13 protein-coding genes are annotated in these 14,160 nt (G+C 49.8%); 4 read left to right on the top strand and 9 right to left on the bottom strand.

Annotated elements, in window-relative coordinates; all coding sequences use genetic code 11:
• Window positions 1–5: 5 nt before the first annotated feature.
• Window positions 6–2,432: a glycerol-3-phosphate 1-O-acyltransferase PlsB gene (gene plsB / locus VOA_RS00970; protein ID WP_032468427.1), complete on the bottom strand. Its 2,427-nt coding sequence runs from the start codon at window positions 2,430–2,432 to the stop codon at window positions 6–8.
• Between the two features lie 320 nt (window positions 2,433–2,752).
• Here plsB and lexA point away from each other — a divergent pair, with 320 nt between their 5' ends.
• The 3 genes from lexA to dinF all read left to right on the top strand — a co-directional run bounded on the left by lexA (window position 2,753) and on the right by dinF (window position 5,705).
• Entirely contained in the window at window positions 2,753–3,382 is a 630-nt protein-coding gene (lexA, locus tag VOA_RS00975; RefSeq protein ID WP_000803692.1) for a transcriptional repressor LexA, read from the top strand.
• Window positions 3,383–3,466: 84 nt separating this feature from the next.
• Window positions 3,467–4,279, top strand: a complete 813-nt coding sequence (locus tag VOA_RS00980) for a class I SAM-dependent methyltransferase (RefSeq protein ID WP_001216397.1) — start codon at window positions 3,467–3,469, stop codon at window positions 4,277–4,279.
• Between the two features lie 79 nt (window positions 4,280–4,358).
• Window positions 4,359–5,705, top strand: a complete 1,347-nt coding sequence (gene dinF, locus VOA_RS00985) for an MATE family efflux transporter DinF (protein ID WP_000052530.1) — start codon at window positions 4,359–4,361, stop codon at window positions 5,703–5,705.
• Between the two features lie 65 nt (window positions 5,706–5,770).
• Here the strand turns inward: dinF and tatC are convergent, their stop codons facing one another.
• The 7 genes from tatC to rmuC form a co-directional block, all read right to left on the bottom strand.
• The gene (tatC, locus tag VOA_RS00990; protein WP_000099885.1) at window positions 5,771–6,523 is read right to left on the bottom strand and encodes a twin-arginine translocase subunit TatC; all 753 of its coding nucleotides are present in this window, start codon (window positions 6,521–6,523) and stop codon (window positions 5,771–5,773) included.
• Window positions 6,524–6,599: 76 nt separating this feature from the next.
• Complete coding sequence (gene tatB / locus VOA_RS00995) at window positions 6,600–7,007, bottom strand: Sec-independent protein translocase protein TatB (protein ID WP_000459626.1); 408 nt, start codon at window positions 7,005–7,007, stop codon at window positions 6,600–6,602.
• A 3-nt stretch (window positions 7,008–7,010) separates the two neighbouring features.
• Window positions 7,011–7,259 (bottom strand): Sec-independent protein translocase subunit TatA, encoded by a 249-nt coding sequence (gene tatA / locus VOA_RS01000; protein WP_000508968.1) that lies wholly within the window; start codon window positions 7,257–7,259, stop codon window positions 7,011–7,013.
• 57 nt (window positions 7,260–7,316) lie between these two features.
• Window positions 7,317–8,951: a ubiquinone biosynthesis regulatory protein kinase UbiB gene (ubiB, locus tag VOA_RS01005; protein ID WP_000801136.1), complete on the bottom strand. Its 1,635-nt coding sequence runs from the start codon at window positions 8,949–8,951 to the stop codon at window positions 7,317–7,319.
• Window positions 8,948–9,553, bottom strand: a complete 606-nt coding sequence (locus VOA_RS01010; protein WP_032468433.1) for a ubiquinone biosynthesis accessory factor UbiJ — start codon at window positions 9,551–9,553, stop codon at window positions 8,948–8,950. The genes ubiB and VOA_RS01010 overlap by 4 nt, the downstream gene beginning before the upstream one ends.
• Before the next feature lie 26 nt (window positions 9,554–9,579).
• The gene (gene ubiE / locus VOA_RS01015; protein WP_000132701.1) at window positions 9,580–10,362 is read right to left on the bottom strand and encodes a bifunctional demethylmenaquinone methyltransferase/2-methoxy-6-polyprenyl-1,4-benzoquinol methylase UbiE; all 783 of its coding nucleotides are present in this window, start codon (window positions 10,360–10,362) and stop codon (window positions 9,580–9,582) included.
• A gap of 44 nt (window positions 10,363–10,406) precedes the next feature.
• Window positions 10,407–11,939, bottom strand: a complete 1,533-nt coding sequence (gene rmuC / locus VOA_RS01020) for a DNA recombination protein RmuC (RefSeq protein ID WP_001198574.1) — start codon at window positions 11,937–11,939, stop codon at window positions 10,407–10,409.
• Window positions 11,940–12,062: 123 nt separating this feature from the next.
• Here rmuC and VOA_RS01025 point away from each other — a divergent pair, with 123 nt between their 5' ends.
• Window positions 12,063–12,974 (top strand): DMT family transporter, encoded by a 912-nt coding sequence (locus VOA_RS01025; RefSeq protein ID WP_001003297.1) that lies wholly within the window; start codon window positions 12,063–12,065, stop codon window positions 12,972–12,974.
• Here VOA_RS01025 and VOA_RS01030 read toward each other — a convergent pair.
• Window positions 12,971–14,158, bottom strand: coding sequence for an NAD(P)/FAD-dependent oxidoreductase (locus VOA_RS01030; RefSeq protein ID WP_000039570.1), 1,188 nt, complete (start codon window positions 14,156–14,158; stop codon window positions 12,971–12,973). The two genes, VOA_RS01025 and VOA_RS01030, sit on opposite strands and share 4 nt — an antisense overlap.
• Window positions 14,159–14,160 lie beyond the last annotated feature (2 nt).

The raw sequence follows: 14,160 nt of genomic DNA, 5'->3' as shown, positions 1-14,160 counted from the left end.
TTAGTTTAAGCGTCAACCTGACACAAACTCTCTTGAATCGTCATTCGCACTTCTGGGTAGATCAGCGCATAAAGCTGACGAGAGAGTGGCTTCGCAGTTTCTAACACGCAGCGACCTTGATCATCCAAATATCCCTGCTCTTGGAGCGTCACGAATAACGAAGCAAATACCCCTTTATCAAAAAACTCAGGCGCATTAATGCCATGCAAGCGGCCAAGACGCTGCGCGACTTCCTGACTTTTCTCTTCCAACTCAGCTTTACCCAAATGTGGGCAACTAACCAGAAGGTTCAAAGCAATCGCATAACGTTGCAGGGTTTCAGAAATAATTCGTCCTAGCAGCATGAGCACTTGCGTTTGAGCTTGATTCAGAGTGACGGTTTTACCTTCCACACTCACTAAACCTTGACGAGCCAGCTCCGCCACATAGCGCAGTACCAGATCGTTTAGCTCGTCTTCCTCAAAACGTAAAAATAGCTCTTGTTTCAGGAAAGGATAAATTTGTGCGACGGTCGCTTGGACTTTTTCCAACGATACGCTCTGCTGACGGATCAACAACTGAGCGATCAGCGATGGCAGCGCCAACAAGTGGATGATGTTGTTGCGATAGTAAGTCATCAGGATCGATTGGTTGCGATCCAGCGAAATAATGTCGCCCATGGTATCGGTTTCCACCACAAACTTATCCAGCGACTCCGCATGCTCAACCAGCTTTTCTGCGCTATCACTTGGCAGCGTTGAAGTCGCTGAATACGGCACATTACGCAGCAGCGATAAGTAGCAATCGACCTGCTTAATCAGGTTGTCACGCGCCAAGGCACGCTGACGAGAAGCCAGCAACGCCGTTGCACACAAGGTCATCGCATTCACTGCCGCGGCATCGTTGATGTGCGTCATCATGCGCGTGGCGAGCTTATTCACCGTCGGCGTCATCCATTGCGGTTTGCTTGCGCCCATCGGGTCAATATCTTGCGTCCATTGTGGAACGGTTTCATTCAAGAACTGGTTGAGTGGGATCGGCTCACCGAAGTTCACGTAACCTTGGCCAAAATTGCGCAGCTTACGCAACGTACGCAGTACTAAACCGGCGTTCTCTTTCTCTTTACGTTTACCACGTAGCTCTTTGGCGTAAGTACCCACTTCCATCACATGCTCATAGCCGATGTAGACAGGTACTAAAGTTACTGGACGATTCAGACCACGCAACATGGCTTGAATGGTCATCGCCAACATGCCTGTTTTCGCTGGCAGCAAGCGACCAGTACGCGAGCGGCCACCTTCGCTGAAGTATTCCACCGAATAGCCTTTCGCAAACAGCTCCGCGAGGTATTCGCGGAAAATCGTTGAATAGAGTGGTGCACCTTTAAAGCTGCGGCGAATGAAAAACGCACCACCGCGGCGGAAAATCGGCCCCGCCGGGAAAAAGTTCAGGTTAATGCCCGCGGCAATGTGCGGAGGCACCATGCCTTCATGGTACAGCACATAAGAAAGCAGCAAGTAATCCATATGACTGCGGTGACAAGGCACGTAGACAATCTCATGGCCATCTTGCGCCAAACGGCGCACAGTCGCGGCGTTATTGATGTTCAAACCTTGGTAGATGCGATTCCACAGCCAACCTAAGATGCGATCGCCTTTTTTCACCAGCGAATATGAAAAATCCGCCGCGATCTCATCCAAAATGTCGTGCGCTTCTTTGCGCGCTTTTTCGAGCGGGATCTGTTTGGATTTCGCTTCATCCGCAATGGCTTTTTCAATCGCGGGAGAGTTCATTAAGCGCGCAAACAGTTGTGCCCGCTGCGGCAAATTAGGGCCTGACGCCGCCAGTTTTTGCCGAGAAAAGTGAATGCGTGCTACACGAGCCAATTTGTGCGCAATCGAGGTATCGGTGCCGTGCGTATCCGCCATGTACCGCATCGAAACCACTGGGCTAAAACGCACCAAGCAGTCACGGCCAGCAACCAGTACCGCAATCGCCTTTTCCGGTCCATTCAAGGCTTGCAAATAGGGCCTCTCTTGCCCCTCTTTACCCGGCTTGCGACCCCACAATACTGTTGCTGGGATGACTTGCACATCCAGCTCACTGTCGAGCTTATGCTCGGTCAGCAGCTCAGAAAACAGCGCAATAGAGTCATTCGGCACATGCTGATCACTATTGAGCAGCGTCGGGCGTGAGGCAATAAACACATAGCGTTGGAAAGCTTTGCCATTCACCACCAGTGGTTCTAGCGGGTCAGGCAGGCCAGCGTCTTTAGCGTGAGTTTGCAACGTCAGCAGATCAACGTTTGAGCGAAACGGTAAGGCGTAAATCACTGGTTTTTGAGTATCGATATCCAGATCTTGGATCGGATTAGACGGAATCGCCGTCCCTTTCACCAGCACCGACATCGGCAATTTCAATAGTGAGCGGGATAATAGGTGTCCTGAAGACATAGAGTTCAAAGCCTCAAGATTCTTTAAATAAGCCCGACTGTACTTCCTCTCTAACGGCCAGCGTGAGAGTGCACCATCGTGCGGTATTGTTTTTTTGCGCGCCAAGAATACCAGAAACTGGTCAAACCTTTTAATTTTATTGCTTACATCCGCAGCATTTCTGAACTGAATAGAATACCAAAGCTCCACGCAACAACCCGCCGATGACCACAAGGGTCAGTGGCTCACTTCACAATCACACAAAAAACAAGCAATTGGCTTTGCAATTCTCTTTGCACTGGATATACTCACAGTCAACTGTATAAAAAGACAGGTGACTCATGAAGCCGTTAACTCCACGCCAACAAGAAGTGTTTGATCTGATCAAAAGTAAGATCGATGAAACCGGAATGCCCCCAACCCGCGCCGAAATTGCCAAAGAGCTGGGTTTTCGTTCGGCCAATGCGGCTGAAGAACACCTCAAAGCGCTTGCCCGTAAACAAGTCATTGAGATGGTTCCAGGTGCCTCACGCGGGATCCGAATCCTTGTCGATAATGCCGCGAACGAAGAAGAGGCCGAAACTGGCTTACCTTTGATTGGCCGCGTTGCCGCAGGTGAACCCATTCTCGCTCAAGAACATGTGGAAGCGCATTACCAAGTCGATCCAAGCATGTTCCGCCCGCAAGCTGATTTTCTGCTGCGTGTACATGGCGAAAGTATGAAAAACATCGGCATCCTCGATGGTGATCTCCTAGCCGTTCACAAAACGCAAGACGTACGCAATGGCCAAGTGGTTGTTGCCCGCGTTGAAGATGACGTCACGGTGAAACGTCTTGAACGCAAAGGCTCCAAAGTTTTTCTGCATGCGGAAAATGAAGAGTTTGCACCGATCGAAGTCGATTTAGCCGCTCAATCCCTCACGATTGAAGGCATTGCGGTTGGCGTAATTCGCAACAGCAACTGGATGTAAACATTGTTGAGATAAATTCTCAACAACTTGCCTTCTTATTTGAGATTCATTATCATCTTCCTATCCCAGTATAGGAAGATGAGCATGCGTCACTCAGATTCACCTACTTCAGACCAATATCACGTCCCCGCCAATTTAGTGCAACCACTTTGGCTGCGCAGTCGAGAAAGCTTGGTGGATAATGGCCTTGTTTACGATCCGATTGCCGCCAATGCCTGTAGGCGTTGCGCGTTAGCGCAAGAGTGCTTAACTGGGGATATCGCACAAAAGCAGTTACTGCATGTCACGCTAACTCAGCTTTGTGACCAACAAGTTCGCCACTTTCTCGATAATCATCCTGATGGCTGGATTATTAATGTCGGCGCAGGTCTCGATACCCGTTTTTATCGTGTTGATAACGGCCGCTGCCACTGGATTGAATGGGATATCACTGAAAACCTGTTATGGCGTGAGAAGCTGTTTCACCGTAGTGAACGCTATCAGCTAGTGTGTGGTGATGTGATGCAACCACAAGGGCTCGCGGAACTGCCCATCCCTGAATTTGCTCCCGTTTTGTTAGTGTGCGAACACGCTCTACTCGATTGTGATGCACAACAAGTGGCGCGCTTTGTCCGCTCTATCGGATTACATTTTGCCAAAGCCAGCGCATGCCTTGTGGTGGCAGGGGATAAAACCTCCAGTTATTTAGGCCAAAAACTGGGCTGTGAAACTTATGCCCACGGGTTTACCTGCGCAGGTGATGCCATCATGAATTGTTTACCATGGGCGAAATCAGTACGCACATTTTCCCCACTCGATCGCCATTGTGATCGCTGGAAATTTTGGCAACGCGCGATTGCACGCTCCGGCATTTATAAAACACGCTTAACACCCGTTGTTGTTAACCTAGATTGGTAACCCACCATCTCGGTCATGTCATAGCCCAACCATCTCCACTCAGTTACACTAACCGCAAGTCGTTCTTGAGGTTTTTTGTGTGTCACTGATTATCCAGACTCTGAAACAGCAGAGCGTGCATCGCCAAGTGCTTGCGCTCGCGTTGCCTATGGTGCTGTCTAACATTACCGTTCCACTGCTTGGCTTGGTCGATGCTGCGGTTATCGGTCATCTCGAACACGCTTGGTATTTAGGAGGCGTGGCTCTGGGTAGCACTATGATCAGTGTGACGTTTTGGCTGCTCGGCTTTTTACGTATGTCGACGACAGGCTTAACCGCCCAAGCGCATGGTGCGCAAAATACACAGCAGCTTGGTCGAGTTTTACTGCAAGGCAGCGTCATTGCTCTTGGTTTAGCCGCGCTGTTTTTGCTGTTTCACCGCCCTGTTGCCGGACTGATTTTTCACTTCAGCGATGCCAGTAGCGAAGTCAAAACCTACGCGCACGCCTATTTCTCTATTCGTGCGTGGAGCGCCCCAGCCGCACTCCTTAACTTTGTGCTATTGGGCTGGTTACTGGGTACGCAAAATGCCCGCGCCCCAATGTGGATGGTGATCATCACCAACCTCACCAATATTGGGCTCGATCTGCTGTTGGTACTCGGACTGGGGCTGAAAGTCGAGGGTGCCGCCATTGCATCGGTTATCGCCGATTATGCCGGACTCTTGTTTGGTCTCCTGTGTGTGGTGCGTTACTGGCGGCAGCATCAGCTCCCAGCCCCTTTCTCTTTCATTCCTTCTATCACCAAAGAGCTTTCCCGTTTAGTGGCGCTCAATCGTGACATCTTCCTACGCTCACTCTGCCTACAAGCCGTGTTTAGCTTTATGACCTTCCAAGGTGCAGCACTAGGGGATGAAACCGTAGCAGCGAATGCAGTATTGATGAGCTTTTTGATGATGATTTCCTACGGCATGGATGGATTCGCTTATGCGATGGAAGCCATGGTGGGTAAAGCAATTGGCGCAAAGGATGATCGCCAACTGCGTACCTCCATGATTGGTAGTACCTTTTGGGCTACCATGATCTGTTTGCTGTTAAGCCTGATCTTCTTAGGTTTTGGATCGGATCTGATCCAAATGATCACTAACATTCCGAGCGTCCAAGCGACGGCAGAAATCTATCTACCTTGGCTGGTAGCCATGCCTTTGGTGGCGGTGTGGTGTTTTTTGTTGGATGGCATTTTTATCGGCGCGACCAAAGGTAAAGAGATGCGAAATAGTATGGCAATCTCGGCGGTGGCTTTCTTTATGGCTTACTGGCTTAGTGCAAGCTACGGCAATCATGCACTTTGGCTTGCCATGCTCAGCTTTATGGCGCTGCGTGGCGTGACACTTGGCATCGCTTTAGCTACCCAATGGCGCGCTGGCACCTTCTTACAGCACAGCTAAAAAAATAGGGAGCACATTTGCGCTCCCTATTTTCATCAGCCTTACACCCCAGTGAATGTGATGATTTATTCATCTTCTTCTGCTGCCTCTTCGGCTTCGTCACGGGTATAAAAACGGGCGAAGAACAAACCGACTTCAAACAACAGGCACATAGGAATCGCGAGCAAGGTTTGCGAAATCATATCCGGCGGTGTCAGTAGCATACCGACCACAAATGCCCCAACGATAATGTAGGGGCGCTTTTCCGATAGGCTTTTAGGCGTGGTTGCGCCCGTCCAGCACAGCAGAATGATCGCCACCGGCACTTCAAACGCGATACCAAACGCTAAAAACAGCGCCAGTACAAAATCGAGATAACTCGCGATATCGGTCGCGAATTCCACACCACCGAGTGAAATCGCGGTGAAAAATCCAAACACCAGCGGAAACACCACAAAGTAGGCAAAGGCGACACCGCAGTAAAACAGCAGCGAGCTAGAGACCAACAACGGGAAGATTAAACGCCGTTCGTGCTTGTATAAGCCAGGCGCTACAAACGCCCACACCTGATACAAAATGAAAGGCACCGCTAGGAATACCGCGGCAATCAACGTCAGTTTTAAAGGCGTGAAAAAGGGCGATGCTACGTCAGTAGCAATCATGGTTGCTCCTGCTGGGAGCCGATCCACTAAGGGTTTTGAGACAAACTCGTAAATCTCATTCGAGAAATAGATCAGGCCAATAAACACCACGATGACCGCTGCCACCGCTTTGAGTAGGCGATTACGCAGCTCTAGTAAATGGCTGATCAAAGGTTGGGTCTGTTCTACGGAAGACATGCAAACCTCATGTGACAGATCAAAAAAGAGTTATCACATCAGCGTTAAAGCCTGGATAACTCTTTGGAAAGATAGCTTAGTCGGCCTTTTTTTCAGCCGGTTGCGGTGCACTATCGAGGCGCACATCGGGCTCAGTAGCAGAACTGGCGTTGCCACTGGTAGAGCTAGATGTAGCTTCGCTGCTCGGTGTTGCCGCGTAAGGACGCTGCACTTCCTGCGCGGCTTGCTTGAGTGATTCCACCGATTTTTGCAGTTCTGGTGATAAGTTTTGCATCCCCATCTGCTCAGCTTTACGCAGGTTTTCTTGCAACTCCTGCACTTTCAACTCATGCGCTAACTCATCCTTCACGCTATTCGCCATGCTTTTCGCTGCAGAGACAAACTTTGCCACGCTACGAATTGCATGCGGTAATCGCTCAGGACCTAGCACCACCAGCGCCACAATAGCGATCAATACCAGTTCCCAAAAACCGATATCAAACACGATTTAAGCCTGCTCTTTGTCTTTTTTCACTTCAGCAGTCGCATTGGTTTTTGACTGCTCAAGATTTTTGGTTTCGAAATCAGCATCTTTCTGATTTGCTGTGGTGTTTGGTTCTTCTTCCGACATGGCTTTCTTGAAGCCTTTTACCGCGCTACCCAAGTCACCACCGATACCACGTAGTTTCTTAGTGCCAAACAGCAATACCACGATAACTGCAATAATAAGAAGTTGCCAAATACTGATTCCACCCATCTTTTTTACCTCGGGTTATGTGTGAACAAATTTTCGAGCTTCTCTGAGCGACACACGCTACTGACGATAAGCCCGCCAACTCAACAGCCAACATAACGCGCCAATGGTCGCGCTACCGATCGCTAAAGGTTCTAATTGATTGGAGATCCATATCGCCGAGCATACGACTAATGTGGCTCCAACACCAAACAAAAACTTTCCCGTCCCTTGTTGGCGTTTGGATTGTCGATAGCCTTGATACAGACTATCCAAACGCTGATTCAAGTTACGGCCTTGCTTTAAACTGTCATACAGTAATTCTGGCAGTTCAGGCATTTTTTCAAACCACAAAGGGGCACGCTCTTTCAAAGCATGCAAGAAGGCTTGTGGACCGACTTGGTTTGCCATCCACTTTTCTAAAAATGGTTTGGCGGTCTGCCATAAGTCGAGTTGCGGATAGAGCTGACGACCTAAGCCTTCCACATACAGCAGCGTTTTTTGCAGCAAGACCAACTGCGGCTGCACTTCCATATTGAAGCGGCGCGCGGTATTGAATAGGTTAAGCAGCACATGTCCGAACGAAATTTCGCATAGCGGTTTGGCGAAAATCGGCTCACACACCATGCGGATCGCCACTTCAAATTCATCCACATTGGTATCCAGTGGCACCCAACCCGAATCAACATGCAGTTGCGCCACGCGGCGATAATCACGATTGAAAAAGGCAAGGAAGTTTTCGGCCAGATAGCGCTTATCTTCGCTATTGAGTGTACCTACGATGCCACAGTCCAAACCAATCCACTGTGGGTTTTCAGGGTGGTCAGGATTGACGAACACGTTACCCGGATGCATATCCGCATGAAAGAAACTGTCGCGAAACACTTGAGTGAAAAACACACTCACACCACGTTCCGCCAGTAACTTCATATTGGTACCGTTGGCATGAAGCCCTGCTAAGTCAGAAACTTGGATGCCATATATTCGCTCAGAAACCATGACAGTTTCATTACAGAAGTCCGTCAGCACTTCTGGTACATATAGCTCTTCGCTGTTTTCGAAGTTTCGGCGCAGCTGAATGGCATTGGCCGCTTCACGGCGTAGATCCAGCTCATCGAGCAAAGTTTTCTCGTATTCACGCACCACTTCCACCGGTTTTAAGCGGCGGGCTTCCGGCAGCGCTTTGGCGACAATGCGTGCCACGCGATACATCAGCTTGATGTCGGCATCAATCTGCGGACGAATATCCGGACGAATCACTTTCAGCACCACATCACGACCATTACTCTTGAGCTTGGCGGTGTGTACTTGGGCAATCGAAGCGGAAGCTAACGGTTTGATGTCAAAATCATCGAACCAGGTTTCCAGCGGCGCGCCGAGTTCTTCTTCAATCAGTTGTTTGGCTTGCTGACCATCAAACGGAGCGACCTTATCTTGCAACATCGCCAAGGGATCGGCGATGTGCGGTGGGAACAAGTCGCGACGGGTCGACATCATCTGCCCAAACTTGATCCACACAGGACCCAGCTCTTGCAGTGCCAAACGTAAGCGCTCACCTAACTGCTTATCGGTGTGTTGATTACGCAGCCAGAACAGAGATTTGCGCGCAAGCAGAGGCGCTCGGGTCAGATGATGATCAGGCAGCAACTCATCCAAACCATATTCGAGTTGAACTTTAACTATGCGGTATAAACGTTTCAGCTCTGCAGGTTTCATGCTTTTTCCAATAGCTGGCTAAGACGCGCTTCTAAGCGCGCGGCCTGACTTTTCACTTCATCCACTTGATCGCAGAAATAAGCAATTTCCAATGGCGGCGGCGCGATACGCCACTCTTCAGTGAGCACCTGTGCCAAGTGGTCTTGATGTTTGCGTGCTTGCTGTTTCACTGCATTGGCAACGCTTTTTACACCATGCACTAAGCTGTGTGCCACAACATCACCGGTAACACGCGATAGCCACTCTTCCACATCCGGTTTGCAATCGGTCATCAGCTCAGCAAACTTCTGCGCCAGTTGGATATCGCCTTCCAGTTCCAGCTTATCTTGCTTGATAAGACGAGTGATGTTGGCCTGTTCACGCAACTGAGGAAGAATCGAGAGGTTTAGTGCCAGATAGCAATCCGGTTGGCCTTCAAAGCCCGTCATCACATCGATGCGCTGACTAAAAACAAACGTTAGAGATTGATTTAATTCACGCAGATGCAGCGAAATCACTTTACCTTTCAGGCGCAGCAGTTTGCGGCCTAAAGCCGGATCATCATTAATGAGCGTGTTGAGCGTGGTTTCAATTACCGCAGTCAGCAGAGGAGACAATGGCATGGTCGCAAGCAATGACATAGCAGCCCTTAAAATTTGTAACCACGATGCAGCGCCACAATGCCGCCGGTCAGGTTGTAATAAGTGGTTTGTTCAAAGCCTGCGTCCTCCATCATGCCTTTTAGTGTCTCTTGATCCGGATGCATGCGGATCGACTCAGCGAGATAGCGATAGCTGTCTGCATCATTGGCGATCAACTGTCCCATCTTAGGCAGAATATGGAATGAATAGGTGTCGTAGAGTTTCGACAGCGGATCGAGGATCGGCTTAGAAAACTCCAGCACCAACAAACGGCCACCGGGTTTCAGTACACGGAACATCGAACGCAGCGCTTTATCTTTGTCAGTCACGTTACGCAGACAGAAACTGATGGTGATGCAGTCAAAATAGTTGTCTGGAAAAGGTAACTCTTCCGCGTTGGCTTGTACGTAATGCACATTGCCGACCACACCAATGTCGCGCAGTTTATCGCGGCCAACATTCAGCATAGAGTTATTGATATCCGCCAAAATAACATGGCCTTTGTCGCCAACGATGCGCGAAAACTTGGCGGTTAAATCACCCGTGCCACCACCCAAATCGAGGATACGTTGTCCCGGACGTGCGCCAGAACAATCAATAGTAAAGCGCTTCCATAAACGGTGAATGCCGCCTGACATCAAATCGTTCATGATGTCGTATTTGGCCGCCACAGAGTGAAACACTTGCGCGACTTTATGTACTTTTTCATCTTTACGTACGGTTTCAAACCCGAAGTGGGTCGTTTCCTGATTGTCTGTTGCCGAATTTGCTAGCACGTTGGTGTCCGTCATTATTTTTCCTCTTTGGCCGTCATCACTGCGGCGACTGCGGGCGGTTAGTTTACTTTATCCTCAATCAGATGTCTTTCTACTAAAGGGGCATTTTCCTGATCCGATGCTTGTTGTGCGCGCTCCACCCACGGCTGAGGGATGGAGCGTTTGATCTCAACCCCCAGCTGTTTGAAGCTTTCCGCCTGACGAATGGCGTTTCCGCGCCCAGTCACCAGCTTATTCATCGCCCCTTGATAACTCTGGTTGGCTTTATCCAATGCGCCGCCCAGTCCTTCCATATCCTCTACAAACAAACGCAGCTTATCGTACAGTTTGCTGGCACGTTCGGCGATCACCTGCGCATTTTGGTTCTGCCGTTCGTTGCGCCATAAGTTATCAATGGTGCGCAATGCCACCAGCAAGGTGGTGGGACTGACCAAAATAATGTTCTGCTCCATCGCGTCTTTAACCAAGCTTGGGTCAGCTTGAATCGCCACTTGGAAAGCCGGCTCAACCGGAATAAACATCAGCACATAATCAAGGCTCTGAATGCCCTTGAGTTGATGGTAATCTTTCTGGCCAAGCCCTCGAATGTGGTTGCGTAGCGCAAGTAAGTGCTCACGTAATGCACTATCTCGCTCGCTATCGGTTTCGGCATGGAAGTAACGCTCATACGCGACCAAAGCCATCTTTGAGTCGATCACCACCTGCTTGTTTTGCGGTAAATGGACGATCACATCTGGTTGATAACGCTTGCCCGTTTCGTTTTGTAAGCTGACTTGGGTTTGGTATTCATGCCCTTCGCGCAGCCCAGATTCCGCCAACACGCGCGCCAACACCACTTCGCCCCAGTTGCCTTGCTGTTTGTTATCGCCTTTCAGTGCTTGCGTCAGGTTGACCGCTTCTTTGGCCATCTGCTCATTGAGACGTTGCAAATTGCGCAGTTCATGCACCAAGGTGTGACGTTCTTTGGCTTCGTGGTTAAAGCTGTCATTGACTTGCTTTTTAAAGCCTTCGAGCTGCTCTTTGAGTGGGCTAAGTAAGCCTTCCAAACTTTGGCGGTTTTGCACATCTACCGTCGCGGTTTTGTGTTCAAACACTTGATTGGCCAGATGCTCGAATTGTTGTTTCAGGCGCTCTTCAGCCCGTTCAAGCAGCTGCAATTTTTCTTGGCTCGCCACCAATTGCTGCTGATGACGCGCTTCTTGTTCACGCAATTGGCTTTCTAACTCGGCTTTTGCCGCGCGTACTTGGTTTAGCTCATCGGCGTATTGCTGGCGCTCTTGTTTTACCGCCTCAAAGTAACGCAGCTTTTCCAGCACTGCCATTAACTTGCCGTGTGATTGCTTGAGTTCAAATTCGTTTTTGTCACGTAACGCATCTAGCTCATCCAACTCTTGCTGAGCAGTGGTGAGCTGCTCATTAAGCTGCTGAATTTGCTGCGCATGCCAGTGGCTCTGCTGCTCAAGTTGTTGCTCAAGCAATTGGGTTTTCAGTTGGTAGCGCTGCTTGACCCACCAGCCGATCGCCACCCCAGTGGCTCCGGCGCTTACTAACGCCGACCACAAGGCGCTTTGATTTTCAAAAATCCATTGCATGTTGAACACTTACTGTGATTTATCTCGATCAAAATGGTATTTCGACACTGGATAAATGTCCAGTTTGTTGCGCGTTTATTCTCCCCGTAGACTAGCGAAAAACAAGGATAAGAGAGTTTCAGGATGAATGAAAAACGCGCGTTGGGCTTAGGGCTGGCTTCTGTGTTGCTGTGGTCAACCGTGGCGACTGCTTTTAAATTGACACTGGCCGAGTTGAACCCGCTGCAAATGGTGACGGTGGCGAGCATTGTCTCTGCACTGGCTTTACTGGTGATTTGTGCTGCGATGGGCAAGCTTAAGCTGATCGTCCCCACTTTGCTGGCCAATCCGTTTTACTACCTGCTGCTTGGGCTGATTAACCCACTCGCCTATTACCTGATTTTGTTTAAAGCCTATTCGCTACTGCCCGCGTCACAAGCACAAGCCATCAACTACAGTTGGGCGATTACTCTCACCTTGATGGCGGCGCTGTTTCTCGGGCAACGGATTCGTAAACAAGATTGGATCGCCTGTACAATGAGTTATCTCGGTGTAGTGGTGATCGCCACAAAAGGCAATCTGCTCGGTTTGCAGTTTGAAAGTCCACTCGGGGTTGGCCTAGCGCTGCTCTCTACTCTGCTGTGGGCGGGATATTGGATTCTCAACACCAAAAACAAAGCAGACCCGATCGTTGGGGTGTTACTCGGCTTTCTGCTCGCCATCCCTTTTGCACTGGCGCTGTGTTGGCACAAAAACCTCAATTGGCAAGGCATCACCACCCAAGGTTGGTTAGCGGTCACTTACGTGGGGCTGTTTGAAATGGGCATCACGTTTGTACTCTGGCTCAGCGCGCTGAAAAATACCCAGAACACCGCACGCATCAGTAACCTGATTTTTGCTTCGCCTTTTATCTCGCTGTTTCTACTCGCGACCATCATTGGTGAAGCGATCCACCCAACTACCTTGATCGGCTTGGTACTGATTATTGCAGGCCTTGTAGTTCAGCAGTGGCAAGGGCGTAAAGCGCAACCTAGCGAAGCAAAACTTAACCCCTAAACCCACAGGCCGGCAACGTAGCCACTCGACCAAGCCCATTGGAAGTTATAGCCGCCGAGCCAGCCCGTTACATCCATCACCTCACCGACAAAGAACAAACCTTTCACGGTTTTGCATTCCATGGTTTTGGATGAGAGGCAATCGGTATCCACGCCGCCGAGCGTCACTTCAGCAGTGCGATAACCTTCGGTGCCGTTTGGCACAATCGACCACTGTTCTAAACTGGTTTGCACCGCGTCGAGCTCTTTGGGGGAATACTGTTTCAGCGGTTTATCGGCAAACAGTTGACGCTCAATCAGCACTTCCACCAAACGCTTAGGTAACACTTTCGATAAGGTATTTTTCAAGCTCTGATTCGGGTGCGCTTCTTTTTCGCTATTCAGCAGCTCCGCCAAATCCACGTCCGGCACTAAATTGGTGGTGATGGTTTGTCCCGGAGTCCAATAAGAGGAAATTTGTAGCACTGCAGGGCCAGATAAGCCGCGATGAGTAAACAGCAAGGCTTCTTTAAAAGTTTTACCGCACTCTGCGCGCATCTCAACGGGAATCGCCACACCTGATAACGGCGCGAAATCTTCCTTATCTTGCACATGCAAAGTAAAAGGCACTAAACCTGCCGTAGTGCTGATGATGGGCAAACCAAACTGCTCAGCAATCTTGTAACCAAATGGTGTTGCGCCCAATTTCGGCATCGATAAACCACCCGTCGCGGCCACCAACGAAGCGCACTCAATCTCACCGATGGTAGTTTGCAGGGTAAAACCTTGTTCGGTGTGGGCTATCGTGCTGATTTCAACTTGATAACGCTGCTCGATATTGGGTTGATTACACTCACTGAGCAGCATATCCACAATCTCTTTGGCCGAATCAAGGCAAAACAGCTGGCCATGATCACGCTCTTCGTAAGCAATGCCGTATTTGCTGACCAGCGAGATGAAATCCCAATTGGTGTATTGCGAAAGCGCAGATTTCACAAAATGCGGGTTTTGGCACAAGTAGTTGGCGGCAGAGACATCGTAGTTGGTGAAATTACAACGGCCACCACCGGAGATCAGAATTTTACGCCCCGGCTTTTTGGAATGATCGAGCAGCAATACCTGACGGCCACGTTGTGCCGCCTGCGCCGCGCACATTAAACCTGCTGCACCAGCGCCAATTATCACTACATCGACTTTCTTGCTCATCA

Source organism: Vibrio sp. RC586 (genome assembly GCF_000176715.1).
In the GTDB taxonomy this organism is placed as follows: domain Bacteria; phylum Pseudomonadota; class Gammaproteobacteria; order Enterobacterales; family Vibrionaceae; genus Vibrio.
Note: the sequence above shows the minus strand (reverse complement) of the source record. Positions and strands in the feature narration are given on the sequence as shown.

Coding starts and splice junctions, on each gene's coding strand:
- plsB (WP_032468427.1), bottom strand. CDS start 2,432: ATGTCTTCAGGACACCTATTATCCCGCTCACTATTGAAATTGCCGATG.
- lexA (WP_000803692.1), top strand. CDS start 2,753: ATGAAGCCGTTAACTCCACGCCAACAAGAAGTGTTTGATCTGATCAAA.
- VOA_RS00980 (WP_001216397.1), top strand. CDS start 3,467: ATGCGTCACTCAGATTCACCTACTTCAGACCAATATCACGTCCCCGCC.
- tatC (WP_000099885.1), bottom strand. CDS start 6,523: ATGTCTTCCGTAGAACAGACCCAACCTTTGATCAGCCATTTACTAGAG.
- tatA (WP_000508968.1), bottom strand. CDS start 7,259: ATGGGTGGAATCAGTATTTGGCAACTTCTTATTATTGCAGTTATCGTG.
- ubiB (WP_000801136.1), bottom strand. CDS start 8,951: ATGAAACCTGCAGAGCTGAAACGTTTATACCGCATAGTTAAAGTTCAA.
- VOA_RS01010 (WP_032468433.1), bottom strand. CDS start 9,553: ATGCCATTGTCTCCTCTGCTGACTGCGGTAATTGAAACCACGCTCAAC.
- ubiE (WP_000132701.1), bottom strand. CDS start 10,362: ATGACGGACACCAACGTGCTAGCAAATTCGGCAACAGACAATCAGGAA.
- rmuC (WP_001198574.1), bottom strand. CDS start 11,939: ATGCAATGGATTTTTGAAAATCAAAGCGCCTTGTGGTCGGCGTTAGTA.
- VOA_RS01025 (WP_001003297.1), top strand. CDS start 12,063: ATGAATGAAAAACGCGCGTTGGGCTTAGGGCTGGCTTCTGTGTTGCTG.
- VOA_RS01030 (WP_000039570.1), bottom strand. CDS start 14,158: ATGAGCAAGAAAGTCGATGTAGTGATAATTGGCGCTGGTGCAGCAGGT.